Annotated in this window: 16 protein-coding genes; 7 read left to right on the top strand and 9 right to left on the bottom strand. The window is 69.2% G+C overall.

Annotated features, from left to right (window positions below):
• Window positions 1–269 precede the first annotated feature (269 nt).
• The gene (locus ACK5NO_RS13130) at window positions 270–1,040 is read left to right on the top strand and encodes an SGNH/GDSL hydrolase family protein (RefSeq protein WP_416813129.1); all 771 of its coding nucleotides are present in this window, start codon (window positions 270–272) and stop codon (window positions 1,038–1,040) included.
• Between the two features lie 20 nt (window positions 1,041–1,060).
• Window positions 1,061–1,555 (top strand): NUDIX hydrolase, encoded by a 495-nt coding sequence (locus ACK5NO_RS13125; protein ID WP_416813128.1) that lies wholly within the window; start codon window positions 1,061–1,063, stop codon window positions 1,553–1,555.
• A 44-nt stretch (window positions 1,556–1,599) separates the two neighbouring features.
• On the opposite strand, the gene ACK5NO_RS13120 is transcribed toward ACK5NO_RS13125, so the two are convergent.
• The 3 genes from ACK5NO_RS13120 to ACK5NO_RS13110 form a co-directional block, all read right to left on the bottom strand.
• Window positions 1,600–3,069 (bottom strand): MDR family MFS transporter, encoded by a 1,470-nt coding sequence (locus ACK5NO_RS13120; protein ID WP_416813127.1) that lies wholly within the window; start codon window positions 3,067–3,069, stop codon window positions 1,600–1,602.
• Window positions 3,070–3,257: 188 nt separating this feature from the next.
• Complete coding sequence (locus ACK5NO_RS13115; protein ID WP_416813126.1) at window positions 3,258–4,085, bottom strand: HAD-IIB family hydrolase; 828 nt, start codon at window positions 4,083–4,085, stop codon at window positions 3,258–3,260.
• 55 nt (window positions 4,086–4,140) lie between these two features.
• Window positions 4,141–5,106: a helix-turn-helix transcriptional regulator gene (locus ACK5NO_RS13110; protein ID WP_416813125.1), complete on the bottom strand. Its 966-nt coding sequence runs from the start codon at window positions 5,104–5,106 to the stop codon at window positions 4,141–4,143.
• 62 nt (window positions 5,107–5,168) lie between these two features.
• Here ACK5NO_RS13110 and ACK5NO_RS13105 point away from each other — a divergent pair, with 62 nt between their 5' ends.
• Genes ACK5NO_RS13105 through ACK5NO_RS13085 form a run of 5 tightly spaced genes read left to right on the top strand, consistent with a single transcriptional unit; the run spans window position 5,169 to window position 10,911 of the window.
• Window positions 5,169–6,191, top strand: coding sequence for an ATP-binding cassette domain-containing protein (locus tag ACK5NO_RS13105; protein WP_416813124.1), 1,023 nt, complete (start codon window positions 5,169–5,171; stop codon window positions 6,189–6,191).
• A complete protein-coding gene (locus ACK5NO_RS13100) occupies window positions 6,188–6,958 on the top strand; it encodes an ABC transporter permease (RefSeq protein ID WP_416813123.1) in 771 nt (256 codons plus the stop codon). Before ACK5NO_RS13105 ends, ACK5NO_RS13100 begins: the two co-directional genes overlap by 4 nt.
• A 27-nt stretch (window positions 6,959–6,985) precedes the next feature.
• Complete coding sequence (locus ACK5NO_RS13095) at window positions 6,986–7,642, top strand: NADPH-dependent F420 reductase (RefSeq protein ID WP_416813122.1); 657 nt, start codon at window positions 6,986–6,988, stop codon at window positions 7,640–7,642.
• 9 nt (window positions 7,643–7,651) lie between these two features.
• The gene (locus ACK5NO_RS13090) at window positions 7,652–9,607 is read left to right on the top strand and encodes a family 43 glycosylhydrolase (protein WP_416813121.1); all 1,956 of its coding nucleotides are present in this window, start codon (window positions 7,652–7,654) and stop codon (window positions 9,605–9,607) included.
• The gene (locus ACK5NO_RS13085) at window positions 9,604–10,911 is read left to right on the top strand and encodes a glycoside hydrolase family 43 protein (RefSeq protein ID WP_416813120.1); all 1,308 of its coding nucleotides are present in this window, start codon (window positions 9,604–9,606) and stop codon (window positions 10,909–10,911) included. Before ACK5NO_RS13090 ends, ACK5NO_RS13085 begins: the two co-directional genes overlap by 4 nt.
• A 3-nt stretch (window positions 10,912–10,914) precedes the next feature.
• Here the strand turns inward: ACK5NO_RS13085 and ACK5NO_RS13080 are convergent, their stop codons facing one another.
• From ACK5NO_RS13080 to ACK5NO_RS13055, 6 genes are all read right to left on the bottom strand, one after another.
• Window positions 10,915–11,235, bottom strand: coding sequence for a GNAT family N-acetyltransferase (locus tag ACK5NO_RS13080; RefSeq protein ID WP_416813119.1), 321 nt, complete (start codon window positions 11,233–11,235; stop codon window positions 10,915–10,917).
• A gap of 116 nt (window positions 11,236–11,351) precedes the next feature.
• A complete protein-coding gene (locus ACK5NO_RS13075; protein WP_416813118.1) occupies window positions 11,352–11,651 on the bottom strand; it encodes a zf-TFIIB domain-containing protein in 300 nt (99 codons plus the stop codon).
• Window positions 11,652–11,778: 127 nt separating this feature from the next.
• Window positions 11,779–12,462 (bottom strand): CE1759 family FMN reductase, encoded by a 684-nt coding sequence (locus tag ACK5NO_RS13070; protein WP_416813117.1) that lies wholly within the window; start codon window positions 12,460–12,462, stop codon window positions 11,779–11,781.
• Entirely contained in the window at window positions 12,459–12,917 is a 459-nt protein-coding gene (locus ACK5NO_RS13065; RefSeq protein WP_416813116.1) for a MarR family winged helix-turn-helix transcriptional regulator, read from the bottom strand. The genes ACK5NO_RS13070 and ACK5NO_RS13065 overlap by 4 nt, the downstream gene beginning before the upstream one ends.
• 7 nt (window positions 12,918–12,924) lie before the next feature.
• Window positions 12,925–14,112, bottom strand: a complete 1,188-nt coding sequence (locus ACK5NO_RS13060) for a CE1758 family FMN-dependent luciferase-like monooxygenase (protein ID WP_416813115.1) — start codon at window positions 14,110–14,112, stop codon at window positions 12,925–12,927.
• 211 nt (window positions 14,113–14,323) lie between these two features.
• A complete protein-coding gene (locus tag ACK5NO_RS13055) occupies window positions 14,324–15,547 on the bottom strand; it encodes an MFS transporter (protein ID WP_416813114.1) in 1,224 nt (407 codons plus the stop codon).
• Window positions 15,548–15,583: the final 36 nt, after the last annotated feature.

Below are 15,583 nucleotides of genomic sequence, written 5' to 3'. Positions count from 1 at the left end.
CTGGCGCGCGGGACTGACCGCGACTGTACAACGTTGTAAACCGTGCGGTCAAAGCGCGGGGTGCGAGCGCATCGGCCCGGCGCCGCACGCGGCCACCGTCCCGCGTCACCCCGCGTCGCCCCGACAGTTCCGAACATCCTTGCCGCGACACGCGGAGTGAGATCCGCCGGCGCGGACTTTCGCACGGCGTGTCGTTGCCGCGATGTTCGAGACTGTCGCTCCTGCGGGTGGGCGGCACCAGCGCAGAACCCGCGCTAGGGTCCTGAAGAGTGAGATACGTGGCAATTGGCGATAGCTTCACCGAGGGAGTCGGGGACGAGATCGGGGCCGATGCGGTACGCGGCTGGGCGGATTTGGTCGCCGCAGGCCTCGCGGCAGGGCTCGACGAACCCGTGGACTACGCCAACCTCGCGATCCGCGGCCGGCTGATCGAGCCCATTGTGCGCGACCAACTCGAGGCCGCGCTGGCGCTCGACCCCAAGCCGACCCTCATCACTTTCAACGGTGGCGGCAACGACATGATGCGGCCGGGGTTCGACCTATCGAAGATCATGGCGTTCGTCGAACGCGGCATCGAGCGGTGCGCCGAGGAAGGCGTGCGCCTGGTGGTCCTCTCGGGTGGCGACCCGTCGATGCGCCTGCCTCGCGGCGCGACGATGAGCGAGCGCGGAAGGGTCTACCTCGACGCTGTCGCGGACCTGCTCGAGCGCCACCCCGACCTCACCTGGGTGGACAACTGGTCCGACCAAGAACTGCGAGAGGCGCCGTACTGGTCGCCCGACCGGCTGCACCTCGGGCCCTTGGGGCACGCCCGAGTGGCGGCGCGAGTGCTCACCGCGCTCGGAGTTCCGACCGAGCTTCCTCTCGCGGGCGAGGCCACGGCCGCGCCGCGAGGCACGCGGGCCGAAGCGCGGTACTACGCGACGTACGTGCTGCCGTGGATTGGCAGGCGGCTCACGGGGCGCTCGTCGGGAGACGGTCGCACCCCCAAGCACCCCAACTGGGTGCGCATCGAGCCCGAGGCGGTCCACCCGGGGTAGCGGCGGCTAGCCTGGGCGCCATGGCGACTCCCGACTTCATCCTGTCCTTGCGCGAGAAGATCGGCCACGAGCTGCTGTGGCTGCCCGGCGTGACGGCCGTGGTCGTGCGAGAGCCGGCCGGCGCATCGGCCGGGCGAGAGGTGCTGCTCGTGAAGCGAGCGGACACGGGGGAGTGGACGCCCGTCACGGGCATCGTCGACCCGGGCGAAGAGCCCGCGGTCGCCGCCGCGCGCGAGGTGCTCGAGGAGGCCGACGTGGTGGCCGAGCCCACGTCGCTCGCGCGCGTGGGGGTGACGGGACGTGTGACGTACCCCAACGGCGACGTCTCGCAGTACCTGGACCTGACGTTCCGGTTCCGTTATGTGAGCGGCGAGCCGCATCCCGCGGACGGCGAGAATCTCGAGGCGACGTGGTTCGACACGGAGGCGCTGCCGCCCATGAGTGACGACATGGCGGCGCGCCTGGCGGCTGGCCTCACCCCCGAGACGACCCCGACCGGCTTCTCCTTTCCATGAAAATGGATCCATTTTTACGGTGAAGTGACGGAGGGGACGGGACGTTAGTGCGCCAGCGCCGGCGACTCGCCGCCACCCTCTGAGGACTCGGGTCGACGGACGAACAGTGCGAGCACGATTCCACCCATGGCGAGGATCGCTCCCACGGTAAACGCCATGCGGATGCCGGCCGCCTGGGCCACCACCTCGGTTGCGCCCGCGTCAACGCGAGACAGCGTGACAGCCGTCATGAGCGACACGAACAGTGCCGTTCCGGCGGCCGCGGCGACCTGCTGAAGCGTCGACACCATCGCAGAGCCGTGCGAGTACAGGCGCTTGGGAAGCGACCCGAGCGAGGCCGAGAACAGCGGCGTGAACACCAGCGCGAGGCCCAGGCTCAACGTCACGTGGGCGGCCAGCACGACCCACCACGGGGTGGTCGCGGTCAGTGACAGGGCAAAGATCCACATGGCGCCGGACACGAGCGCGGTGCCGGGGATCAGCAGCGGGCGCGGCCCGACACGGTCGTAGGCGCGGCCCACGGGCGTCGCGAGCAGACCCATGGTCAGGCCGCCGGGCAGCAGCATCAGGCCCGAGGCCAGCACCGACAGCCCGAGCACGTCCTGGGTGAACAGCGGCAGCAGGATGATGCCGCCGAACAGGCCCATCATGCACACCACGAACATCGCGCACGCGATCGCGAACGTGCGCGAGCGGAACACGCGCAAGTCGAGCAGCGCGGCATCGCGACGCTGCAGCACCACCTGGCGCCACACGAACAGCACGAGTGCGATCACGCCGACGACGACCGCGACGATCGCCGACCCAGCACCCGACTCAGCAGACTCGCCCAGTTGCGACAGCCCAAAGACGATGCCGCCGAACCCGAAGGTCGCGAGCACCACCGACAGCACATCCATGCGCGTGGGAGAGGTCTCGTTGGTCGAGCGCATCTTGAGGATGCCGAACAGCAGTGCGGTCGCCGCCACCGGCAACACGAACAGGAACAGGTACTGCCACGGCAGCACCGCAAGGATCAGCCCGGAGATGGTGGGACCCAGTGCGGGCGCGACGGAGATGACCATGCCGATGGTGCCCATGCGGCGGCCGCGTTCGTGCTCGGGAACGATCGAGATGACCGTGGTCATCAGCAGCGGCAGCATCACCGCCGTGCCGCACGCCTGAATGACGCGCGCGACCAGCAGCACCTCGAAGCCAGGCGCGAGCGCAGCCAGCAGGGTGCCTGCCGCGAACGCGGACATCGCCACGATGTATAGCGGGCGGGTGGGGAAGCGCTGCAGTAGGAATCCCGTGATGGGGATGATGATCGCCATCGTCAGCAGGAACGCCGCGGTGAGCCACTGCGCGAGCACCGTCGAGATGCCCAGATCCTCCTTGAGGTGGGGGATCGCGACGCCCATGATCGTCTCGTTGAGGATCACGGTGAACGCGGACACGATGAGCACGCGGATCACGAGCTCGTCGCGGCGGCTCACGGTGGAGGGCGCGACAGTACGGGTGGGGGACTGGGTCATGCCGGGGCCTTTCTGGCATGTGGCGCGGGCACGACGGTGGTCGCGCTAGCGGCACGCCACAATGCGTCGAACCGGTTCATTGTGCCACCGAGGCCGCCGTGCGGCCAGGGCCAGCATGGCCGATGCGCATGGTGCCAGGTGAGGAATCTCACCCGGGCGGCGGGTTCAGTGCCGCACGCGCGGCGCCACTAGCCGAGCCCGAGCTCCGCGAAGGCACGCACCAGCCCGGCGTTCTCAGGACCGGGCACGACGATGTCCGCGGCCGCGAGGACGCCGGGGTGGCCTCCTTCGATCCCAATCGCGGTGCCGACCGCGGCGAGCATCTCGAGGTCGTTGGGTCCGTCGCCGGCGCCCACCGCATCGGCCCTGGTCAGGCCCAGGTGATCGAGCACGGCATCGACACCGACGGCCTTGGTGACGTGCGCCATGTACAGCTCGCCCGAGCCGCGGCCAATGTCCTTGATGGAGGTCTCGACGGCGGCAACCTCGGGGCCGATGAGGCTCGCGATTGCGCTCAATTCCGCCGTGGCTGACATGGTGACGACCTTGCCAAAGTTCAGGCCGTGAAGGTCCTCGACCACGCGGCGCGCGCCGATGAGGTCCTTCCACAACGAGGCCTGCTCGCCGTTGCTCTTGGCGCGTGCCGCACGCTCGTCCATCGCGCGCGCGGCGGCGGGCAGCATGTACAGCGCCTCGGTGGACTCGACGAGCATGTCCGCCTGGTGTGCCATGAGCGCATCGATGCTGCGGTCAGCGATCTCGCGCGGGAAAGCGTGGTCGTACAGCACGGTGCCGTCCACCTCGGCGTACGCGCCTGCTCCACACACGAGTCCGTCGAACGGGGCCGACTCCACGAGGGACGTCACGGCACAACGCGCTCGCCCGGTGCACAGCAGCACGCGGTGGCCGCCCGCGCGCACCCTCCTCACCGCCTCAGCGTGGGCGGCAGGCACTTCGCCGTGAGAGGCGTAGGTGCCGTCGATGTCGAGGAAGATCACGCGGGGGCTGGAAGACATGGCTCCACCCTAGGCTGGCAGCGAGGCGTCGGACTGCGCCGCTACGACTGCGCCGCTACGACTGCGCCGCGTCGAGGAGCCGCGTGAGCATGGCCGTGAGTTCGTCGCGGTGCTCGGGGGCGAGTTCGATGGTCCAGTCCGCTTCGGGCGGCAGCCACGACATGGCGTAGATCAGGTCGCGCACATCACTGCCGCCGAAGCCCCACCGGATGCGGCCCACACCGGCCAGCTGCGCGCCTTGCGCCCACACGCCCATGCGGGCCTCGAAGTCCTCCATCGACATGTCGAGCACGGCGTGGGCTTCGACTGCTTGGCGCTGTGAGGAACTCGCGACCATGATGCGTTCGTCGATCTCGGCGCGGGTGAGTGCGCGGGCGGTGAAGTGGGCACCCGTGGGGGTGAGGCTGTCGAGTCGGTCGACCCGAAAGGTGCGCCAGTCGTCGCGTTCGAGGTCCCACGCCACCAGGTACCAGCGCCCGTGCGCAGGTGCGAGCGCGTGCGGCTCGACGCGGCGGCGGGATTGGACCGCCTGTGCGTCCGTGTACGAAAACCGCACGCGCTCCCGGTCGCGGCATGCGAGGGCCAACTGTCCCAGCAGGGCTGCGGGCACGTGGGGAGTTCGTGGTTGCCCGGGGGCCGTCATGGCCGTCGCGAGCGCGGCGACCTTGCGTCGCAACTCGGGGGCGAGCACCTGCTCGAGTTTGGCGATGGCGGACAGGGCGGTGGCGGCGCCGTCGACGAGTTGCTCGGCGGCGGCCACTCTCAGCCCCACGGCGATCGCGACGGCCTCGTCTTCGCTGAGCAGCAACGGCGGCATGGTTCCGCCTGCGTCGAGCCGGTAGCCGCCGTCGCGACCGGTGCTCGAGTCGATGCGATACCCGAGGGCGCGCAGGCGGTCGACGTCGCGGCGCACGGTCCGCTCGGTGGTGCCGAGGCGCCGGGCAAGGTCGGCGCCGCTCCAGTGGCGATGGCGCTGGAGGAGGTCCAGCAATGCGAGGGCTCGTGCGGTGGTGTCGGCCATGGCGCCAGAATCTCACGCTTTGAGGACAGTATCTGTCCGCAATTATCTCTAGCCTCGTCCCCATGAGCACCCCGATCATCGAGGCAAACGGCCTCACTAAGCAGTTCACTCGCGGCAAGACCACGGTCGATGCCGTCACCGACGTGTCCTTCGAGGTCGAGCGCGGCGCACTCGTCGCATTCCTCGGCCCCAACGGAGCGGGCAAGTCCACCACCATTCGCATGCTGACCACGCTGATTCCGCCCACCTCGGGCGGGGCTCATGTCGTCGGCTACGACATCGCCACCCAGGCCCATGCGGTGCGTGCGCGCATCGGCTATGTGGGCCAAGGCACCTCGGGTTCCTTCGCCCAGCGTGTGCGCGATGAGTTGCTCAGCCAAGGTGCGTTCTACGGCGTGGGCAAGCGCGAGTCGCGCGAGCGTGCCGACTCGCTCATCGAGTCGCTCGACCTTGCGACGTTTGGCGACCGCACCGTGCAGCAGTTGTCCGGGGGTCAGAAGCGCCGCCTCGACATCGCCTTGGGGCTCATGCACGCGCCGCCGCTGTTGTTCTTGGACGAGCCCTCGACGGGCCTGGACCCTCAGAGTCGCGCCAACCTGTGGCAGCACATCCTGAGCTTGCGCGAGCAGCACGGCACCACCGTCTTCCTCACCACGCACTACCTCGAAGAGGCGGACCGGTATGCGGAGCGCGTCATGGTGATGGACGGCGGCAGGGTCATTGCCGACGACACCGCCGCCGGCCTGAAGGCCACTCTCGCTGGCGACGCGATCACCCTGGGATTTGCCACGCCGGCCGATGCGCTGGCCGCGATCCCCGTCGTCGACCGCCTCGCCGCCAGGGCAGTCACGCAACTCGACTCGCTGACGTTGGCGGCCAATGTCGAGGACGGTGAGCGGCTACTCCCGCGCCTGATTCGCTCGCTCGACGCCGAGGGGCTCGAGGTGGTGCGTGCCACCGGAGTGCCGCCCACCCTCGATGACGTATTCCTCGCCCTGACCGGCCGCTCGCTGCGCGACGCCGGCGGCGAAGCCACCACGCCCACGTCCGTGTACGCCCAGATCCCCTCAGGAGACCAGTCATGACCGCCACCGTCACCTCATCGCCCGCTCGCGACACACTCAATGTGATGCTGCGCGAACTCAAGCCCGTGCTGCGCGACCCCATCTCGGTGGTGTTCTCCCTGGTGCAGCCCTTGGTGTTCTTGGGGCTGTTCACGCCGCTGCTGATCGGCACCTCGGGGGAGAGCACGGCGGCCACGCTCGCGTGGTTCGTGCCGGGCGTGCTCGCCATGATCGTCCTGTTTGGCACCGGCGTGACGGGCTCGAACCTGCAGTACGAAATGATGACCGGCTCGCACGAGCGCACGCTGGTCGCGCCGCTCAGCCGAGCCTCGCTGCTCGCCGGCCGCGCCTTCAAAGAGGTGGTGCCCATCGTCGCGCAGGTGCTCGTCATCGTGGCGATCGCCTGGCCCTTTGGCTTCCACCCGAACGTGCTGGGGCTGCTGGTCGGCATCGCGATCCTCGCGGTGTTCGGCATGGGACTCGGATCGCTGTCGTACGCGCTCGCGCTCGTGACCAAGAACCGCGAGTGGATGTTCTGGGCCGTGCAGCAGACGCTCATCTTCCCCCTGCTGATCCTGTCCGGCGTGCTGCTGCCGCTTGATGCGGGCCCGCGCTGGATGTCGGCCGTCGCTGCGGTGAACCCCGTCAACTGGGTGGTCCAAGCCGAGCGTGACCTCATGGCAGGCGACCTGTGGTCCGCCTCAGTGGGCTGGGGGCTGCTGTCCGCGCTCGCGGTCGCGGCAGTTGGCCTGGTCGTCGGGATTCGCACCATGCGCAAGTCCGACTGACGGCGCGGCCTCGCGTACGGTACGGGTGTGAGTGACCCTGTGCCGTACGCGCCCGCCCCGCCCCTCGCCTCGCTCGGGATCTTGGGTGCGGGCAGAGTGGGCAAGGCGCTTGCCGCTCGAGCGGCCGATGCGGGTGTCGCCGTGGCGCTCGCAGGCTCGGCTGATGACATCTCGCCAGTCGTGGCGGCCGACGCTGTAGTGCTCGCCATCCCGCTGGGCCGCTACCGCTCCCTGCCGGCCGAGCGGCTGCGGGGCGCGCTCGTCATCGACGCGATGAACTACTGGTGGGAGCTCGATGGCGCCCGGCCCGACCTTGACGATCCGACCACCTCGACCTCCCAGACCGTGGCGGCGTTCCTCGAGGGTGCACGCGTGGTCAAGGCCTTGAACCACCTGTCGGCCTATGCGCTCGAGAATCTCGCTCGGCGCGCGGGGGAACCTGAGCGCATCGCAGTCGCGCTCGCGGGCGACGATCAGGCGGACACGGCCCACGTGGCGGCGTTGATCGATGCGATGGGTTTTGACCCAATCGTCGCGGGACCGCTCGCGGAGGGCATGCGGTTCGAGCCGGGCACCGAGCTGTTTGGAGCCGACGCGGATCGCGACGAGGCGCGCCTCATGCTCGATCGCTTCTGGGACACGCAACGCGGGCGCGTGGTGGCCCGTGCGCGCGCGGCGGGGTAGTCTCTTCGTGTGCTTGATTACAACGATGTAGAACCGCCTGCGAACGCCACCGCCACCGTGACGCTGCTGGCCTACGACCGCCACCCCACGACCGAGGCGGAGGCAAACAACCCCGACGTCGCTCACAGCCTGCACCTCGCCCTCGGCGGCGAGCCACTGTTCGACGGCTACGGCGTGTTCTTTGCGGGTGTTGCGCAGGAGCCGGGACCCGACGGCACGTTCGACCCCGACCTGCGCTCGCTCGTCGACCCCCACGTCGCGCGCCTCGCCGACGGCACCTTTGGTGTGATGGCCACCCGCGTGGCTCGCGGAGGCGGCCCCGACGGCACCGAGCGATCCTCGGTACTGCTCGCGACCACGCCCGACCTCATCACCTTCACCGAGCTTGGCCTGCTGGACATTGGCGTCACCGGTGGCGTGTTCGATGCGGCGTTCGAGGCGCGCGACGGCGCGTACGTGATCACCTGGGTCGACGACGAGGGGCAGGCCTGGCTGGCCACCCTCAGCGAGTTCTCGACCTCGGCGCACGTGGGTGAGCCCACGGCCTCACCCGGCCCACTCGAGGGTGAGCTTGAACCTCAAGCCGCTGGCGCATCGGCCATCCCGCACCTGCGCTCGGGAAGCGTGCTGGAGGTGGACGCGGGCGTTGCGCAGGCACTGCGCGACCGCTTTGGCCCGGTCGTCAACACGGATGCGCGGCCGCTCGCCGCCGTCGAGGTGCCGGTGGGCGCCGCGCTCACCGCAGGCGACCTGCCCGCGCGTCTCGAGTTGGATTACTCGGACGGATCCACCGGCTCGCTCGCGATCGACTGGTCTGGTGCTGGGCTCGACGGGATCGACACCTCGGTGGCCGGCGAGCACCGACTCGTGGGCGCCGTGAAGCAGGCCGTCTACCCGACCCCCTTTGCCGACGAGCGCGCAGACCCGACCATCTGCGCCTTCGACTTCAACGGGCGCGAGGTGTTCCTCATGATCGCGACCAAGGATCTCCACCTCGACCCCGTGTCGAACGCGGGCGGACCCATCGGCATGCCGCTGCGCATGGCCGATTCCATCGCTGCGCTCGCGGACTCGGCCGGTGGGGCTGACCTCGAGACTGACCTGCTGGTCGCGGGCGACCTCGACGCCGAGGGCAACGCGATGACGGGCTGCTTCTGGGCGCCTGAGATTCACGTCATCGACGGCGAACTGTCGATCTTGTTCATGCCGTCGTACGACGGCGAGGACGGCCGCACCGACATGTGGACCGGCCGTGCGAGCATCATCCAATTGCGCCGCGACGATCAGGGTCGCCACCTGGATCCCACCGACCCCGCGAGCTGGACCAAGGCACAGCATGTGACCCGTGCCGACGGTTCGGTGCTCAACGACCGCGCCGGGATCTCGCTCGACATGACGTACATCGAGGACTCCGGCAATCACTATTACTGCTGGCAGATGCTCGGGTCGGTGTTCATCGCGACGATGGACCCTGCCGATCCCACGCGCCTGACGAGCGAGCCGGTGCGCATCCTCGCGCCCCTCTACGCGTGGGACAACACGATCGCCGAGGGCCCCAACGTCCACGTGCGTGACGGCCGCTTGCACCTGTTGTACTCGGGCTCGACGGTGGGCGACACGTACACCACGGGCCTCGCCACGGCCGCGTGCGGGGCCAACCTCACCGACCCCGCCGCCTGGGCACGCCTGGGCCAGCCCATTCAGAAGTCTGGGCCGTTCAACGGCGAGTACCAGCTCGGCACCGGTCACGGCATGTGGTCGGTGGACGAAGACGGCAACCAGATTTACGTCTTCCACGCCCGCACCGACCACCTGGGGCTCACGGGCCGCGACACGTTCGTACGCCGCGTCCACTGGACTGCCGACGGTCTGCCGCGCCTGGACATGGAGACCGAAGAGGAGCTCGCGCCGCGGTTCCGTGAGGTGACCGTGACCGTGCGCGTGGTGGCGGGAGGCGACGCATGAGCGAGCCCTACGGCTACCTCATGGTGCACTTTGTCGAGGACGCCCACGGGTACCGCGAGAAGGTCCACCTGTCGATCTCGCGCGGTGACAACCCGCAGGCTTGGGACCGGCTCAACGGCGGCGAGGCCATCCTCGCCTCGCACCTGTCCACGACGGGCGTGCGCGACCCGTACCTGTTGCGCCGTCCCGACGGCCGCTACTTCATCATCGCGACCGACCTGCGGGTGTTCGGCGGCGACCAGGCGGGCTGGGCTGGCTGGGCCGACGGTTACTCGACGCGCATGAACGTGTGGGAGTCGGACGACCTCATCACCTGGACCCCCCAGCGTCAAATCGACGTCGCGTGCGGCCCCGACGGCACCGCCAACACCGCCGCGCCGCACATGGGCATGATGTGGGCGCCGGAGGCGCTGTGGGTCGAGGGCTTCGACGCCTACGGCGGGGCGTTCGTCGTGTACTGGTCCTCCTCCGACGAGACGGGTCGCCACCGCATCCTGTGGGGTGCGACGCGGGACTTCACTCAGGCGGGATGGGTGACGGGCGGAGTGCTCATCGACGCGCCAGGCGACGTCATCGACGCGACCATGCTGCGCCACGGCGCCCGCACCTACCGCGTGACCAAGGACAACGGCACCGGCCGCGGCCTGTACATGGAGCACTGCGACGACGCCCGTTGGTGGCTGCCCCAGGCGACCTGGACGCAGACCCAGACGCGCATCGGCGCCGGGTATGCCGGTGGAGAGCCCGGCGGAGTCGAGGGGCCCGCGATGCTGCACGTGCGCGGCGACGAGCGCTGGTACCTGCTCGTGGACGTGATCCCCGACGTGGGCTACCGGCCCATGGTCGCGACGGATCTCGACGCGGACAGCCCGTGGAGCGAGGTCCCCGACGGCGACTTCGACCTCGCTCGCTCGACCAAGCACGGGGGAGTGTTGCCGCTCACCCGCGACCGCTACGACGCCTTGCGTGCGGCCGATGCGCGAGAGGCCGTCGCTTCATCGCTCGCTCCCGCGAGGGTTGCCCAAGGCGAGACGCTCGAGGCCGTGCGAGCGGCGCTGCCAGCGAGCGCATCGGCGCTCCTGCACGGCGGCGGGGAGGCGAGTTTCCCCGTGAGCTGGGACCTCGCGGACGTGGACCCGGGCCGGCCAGGGACGTACCAAGCGGTCGGCACGCTGACCGGGACGCTCGGCGCGAACCTCAACGACTGGGTGGGTCAGGACGGCTCGCGGGCCTACGATGCGGCCGGAAAGGTGCCGTGCTCGGCGACCGCGATCCGGGTAAGCGCTGAGGTGACAGTCCGCTAGTCCTTACGCGGGCTCTGCTGATCTGACCTCGAGGGGCCTGATCTCCAGCCCGGGCACCTCGTTGCGGGACAGGTAGCGCGCGATGTACGGGCACTCCGGGACCACCGCAAGGCCGCGTGCCGCGACGTCCGCGAGCGCACCACCTGCAAGAGTGCGGGCCGCCTCGGTGCCCCGATAGGCCTCGTCGACCTCGGTATGGGTCATCACGACCGCTCCGTCGCGCTCCTCAAAGTCGATATGCCCAGCATGATCACCGTCGGCCTCGATCACGTAACGGCTCGACGTGCGGTCGCGGGTGACCTCGAAAGCAGCGGTGCCGGGCATGAGTCCTCCTTGCGGTTGGCGGGGCTATCTTCGGACCCTACCCGGGCATGGCATCGGCGCGGTCAAAGGTCTCTAGATCGTGACCTTTGACCGCGCCGAGCGGTGCGTCGGGTGGCTTAGCCGAAGTCGAGGATGTCGCTCAGCCACGACTCCTTCTTCTTGCGGCGGCCGTACTGCTGGTTGTCGCCGTAGTAGCGCGAATCGTCGCGGCGGTCGCCGTCGTAGCGGCGCGACCGGTCATCGGCGACGCGCGAGGACGGCGCGGCGGGCGGGCCGTCGACCTGCGCCGAGCGGTCGATGATTTTGTCGAGCTCTCCGCGGTCCAGCCAGACGCCGCGGCACTCGGGGCAGTAGTCGATTTCTACTCCCTGGCGGTCGCTCATGACGAGGGTGGCGTTGTCGACGGGGCACTTCATCGTGGGGCTCCTTGGAGTCGGGGACTAAGCATGTGCCCACCGTGGCCACGGGCCGGGTGGTGGGCGTCGCGACAGCGCAACGCCTGCCGGGTCAATGACGTTCCCGGCAGGCCTGAGGTGGTGTGGGCTAGTGGTGGTGCGGCTGGTGCGTGCCGCCCGTGGCTAGGCGCATCAGGTCGGTGTCGACGTTGATGTCCACCTCGGTGCCGCCTGCGGAGCCCAGCTCGTGCTGATACGTGCCCCAGGTGTCACCCCGCACGGCGCGTGCGAACCCCGACTCCATGAGCAGGACCAACTCCTGAGCCGCGCGAGTGATGCGGCCTGTCAGTGCGGGGTCCGAGAAGTCCTCGGGGCCAGCGAACAGGCCGGTCGGGACGGCGAGGGTACGCAGGTACGCGAACAGCGAGCGCATCTCCTGGTCGACCACGAGCGCGTGCCTGGCCGTGCCTGCGGTCGCGGCGAGGATGGTGGGCTTGCCAATCAGCAGGTCGTTGTCGAGCACCTGGAAGAAGCCAGTGAACGCGGCCGAGGCCGCCGCCTTGTACACCGGGGCTGCCGCGATGAGGGCGTCCGCGCCCACGAGGGCGTCGATCGCTGCGCGAAAGCGCGGCCCCATGAACTGGCTCGACAGTGCTTGCGGCAGTTCAGTGAGCAGTTCACGGATCTCGATGGTCGTGACCGTGACGTCGTGGCCGCGTTCCTTGGCCAGCGCCACCACCTTCTGGGCGGTGCGGTCGGCGAGCAGCTTGGTTGACGAAGGATCGGAGGCTCCTGCGGAGATCACCGCGAGGGAGAAGGTCTGGGGGGTCATGGTTGGTCCTTTCCCGCGAGTCTGAGGGACAGGGACTCGAGGGTGCGAAGTTCGTCGTCGGTGAGGGAGGCCGTGAGGGCGGCCGCCACGGCCGCGCCGTGGGCGCGGCCGATCCTGCGCTGCACAGCCAACCCCTCGTCGGTGACAGAGAGCTGGGTGGCGCGAGCGTCCTGGGTGCTCGCGCATCGGCTGATCAGACCGCGCTCGACGAGCCGGTCCACCAGGCGCGACAGCGCTGGCTGGCTCAGCAGGACGCCGTCGACCAGGTCCTTGAGGCGCAACGGCGTGCCCGCCTTTGCGAGCGTGTAGAGCACGTCGTACTCGCGCATGGACAGGCCCGCCCAGACGTCCTGCTCCGCAAAGCGGCGCATGAGGGTCGAGTGAGCCAGGAAGGCGGCCTCCCAGGCGTCGTTCGCGAGCCGTGTGCGGGTGCGGGTGGTGGTCTCGGTGGTCATCGTGGCCTCACGCGGTCGGGTAGACGGCCTTGGCGCCCTCGGAGTCCTGATACGGAGAGGCTCCGGTGACGTTGTCGCCGCGGTTGGCGTTGGGGCGGGGCTGGCGGGCCTCGGCGTCGCCGTACTTGGCGCGCACCAGGTCCGCGTGGCTCGGCGGGTTCGAGGGCGTCTCGGAGTCGCGCTTGGCTTCGAGTTCCTTGCGCAGCACCGGCACCACCTCGCCGCCGAGCAGGTCGAGTTGCTCAAGCACCATGTCCGTGGGCAGGCCCGCGTGGTCGATGAGGAACAGTTGGCGCTGGTAGTCGCCCACGTATTCGCGGAAGGTCATGATCTTGTCAATGACCTCCTGCACGGAGCCGACGGCGAGCGGCGTCATCGAGGAGAAGTCCTCGAGCGACGGGCCGTGGCCGTAGACGGGCGCGTTGTCGAAGTAGGGCTGGAACCGATCCTTGGCTTCCTGGCTCGTGCGCCCAATAAACGTCTGGCCGCCCAGGCCAACGATGGCGTCCTTCGCGGAGCCGTGGCCGTAGTGCTCAAAGCGCTGACGGTAGAAGCGCACCATGCGCTGCGTGTGCTCCTTGGGCCAGAAGATGTGGTTGGCAAAGAAGCCGTTGCCGTAGAACGCGGCCTGCTCGGCGATCTCAGGGGTGCGGATCGAACCGTGCCACACGAAGGGTGGGACGTCGTCGAGCGGGCGGGGCGTGGACGTGAAGCCCTGCAATGGCGTGCGGAAGTTGCCTTCCCAGTCCACGACGTCCTCGCGCCACAGGCGGTGCAGCAGGTTGTAGTTCTCGAGTGCCAGCGGCAGGCCCTGGCGGATGTCCTGGCCAAACCACGGGTACACCGGCGCGGTGTTGCCGCGGCCCAGCATGAGGTCCATGCGGCCGCCGCTGAGGTGCTGCAGCATCGCGTACTCCTCGGCGATGCGTACCGGGTCGTTCGTGGTGATGAGCGTGGTGCTCGTGGTGACCGTCAGGGTGTCCGTCTGCGCGGCGATGCTCGCGAGCAGCGTCGTGGGGGACGAGGAGAAGAACGGCGGGTTGTGGTGCTCGCCGATCGCGACGACGTCGAGGCCCACCTCCTCGGTCTTCTTGGCAATACGCACCAGGTCGCGGATGCGCTCGGCCTCGGAGGGGGTGTAGTCGTTGACGGGGTCACGGGTGATGTCCGAGACGGACATGATGCCGAACTGCATGGCGTGCTCCTTGGGTGGGGGACTGGCGGGCGATTGCCCCGCTGGCTGATTGGTCTAGGTTTCAATATATGCGTTTGCATCTATTAACGCCAGTCCGGCTGGTTCATTCCCGTATGCGGGCGCGCGCGTAGACCTCACTTGCCTCGAAGGGCTCTAAGGGGGCTGGGAGTAGACGCCAGTTGCCTCTGGGGGAGGGGGTGGGGCAGGTGCGCTAGGGGGAAGAGGGGGACTTGCGCGCGGGCATGGCGCCAGCGAGCACCACCACGAGGACCCCGAACAGCGGCACCAGCGCGAGGCCGAGTCGGAGAGACTGTGCGTCCGCAATCCACCCCACGACGGGTGGCGACAGCAAGAAGGCGAGTCTCAGCAGCCAGGACAAGATGGTGAGGCCGGTGCCCTCGCGCAATCCCGGCAGTTCGTCCGCCGCGTGCATCGCCCCAGGAATCAGGGTGGCCACGCCAAACCCGGCCGCCGCGAAGCCCGCGATCGTGCCCCACGGAGACGGGAACGCGAGCGCCAGCCCCATGCCGACCGCGACGAGCCCGCCGCCCGCACGTGCGACCGCGCGCTGGCCCCAGCGGTCCACCATCCCGTCGCCCAGCAGGCGACCGATGAACTGGAAGCCCTGCATCGCGATGAACGCGAAGGCGGCAAGGCCCGCGCCCGCGAGCAGCTGGTCCTTCATGTACGACGCCGACCATGTGGACGCGGCGTCCTCCGCCCAGCCGCCGCCGATCGCGATCACGGTCAGTGCGAGAAGCAGTCCCCAGGTGCGTGCCGGGATGCGCGCCAGGGGCGTGTGCTGGGGCACCGCGGATTCGGAGGCGGCGTGATCCACCTCTGACTCGGTAGGGATGTCGCGGCGCAACAGCATGGGTGCAGCGACCACGGTGACGACCACCACGATCGCCAGGCTCGTCGTGAACTGGACGCCGACGGCCAGGCCGGCCCAGGCAAAGGCGGCTCCCAGGAGTCCGCCACCGACCGCGCCGATGGACCACAGCGCGTGGAAGGAGTTGAGGATCGAGCGCCGGTACAACTTCTGCACTTGGAGGCCGTGGGCGTTTTGCGCCACGTCGACCCAGGCGTCGGTCACGCCCACCACGAACAGCGCGGCGCCAAAGAGCCACACGTTGGGCGCCACGCCGGCGCACAGCATCGCGGTCGCGCTCGCGAGCATGGTCACCGTCGCCACGCGCGCGGAGCCCCACGTGCGGATGAGCGGCGCAGCCAGCAGGCCCAGGGCCAGTGCGCCCACCGACCACATGGCCATCGCGACACCGAGCGTCCCGTATGAGATGTCGAGTGCTTCACGAATGTCGGGCACGCGCGGCGCGAACCCGCCCAACACGATGCCGTTGGTGAAGAAGATGAGCGCGACGCCCAGGCGAGCGCGCTTGAGGTGGCGTGCCACGGGCGGCGTGGTGTCAGACACAGAGCATCCTTGGGGACGGAGGGTATCGAGAAGAGC

It is taken from the genome of Demequina sp., from assembly GCF_047975725.1.
In the GTDB taxonomy this organism is placed as follows: Bacteria; Actinomycetota; Actinomycetes; order Actinomycetales; family Demequinaceae; genus Demequina.
The sequence above is the reverse complement of the archived record's forward strand: the minus strand, read 5'-3'. Positions and strand labels throughout refer to the sequence as shown.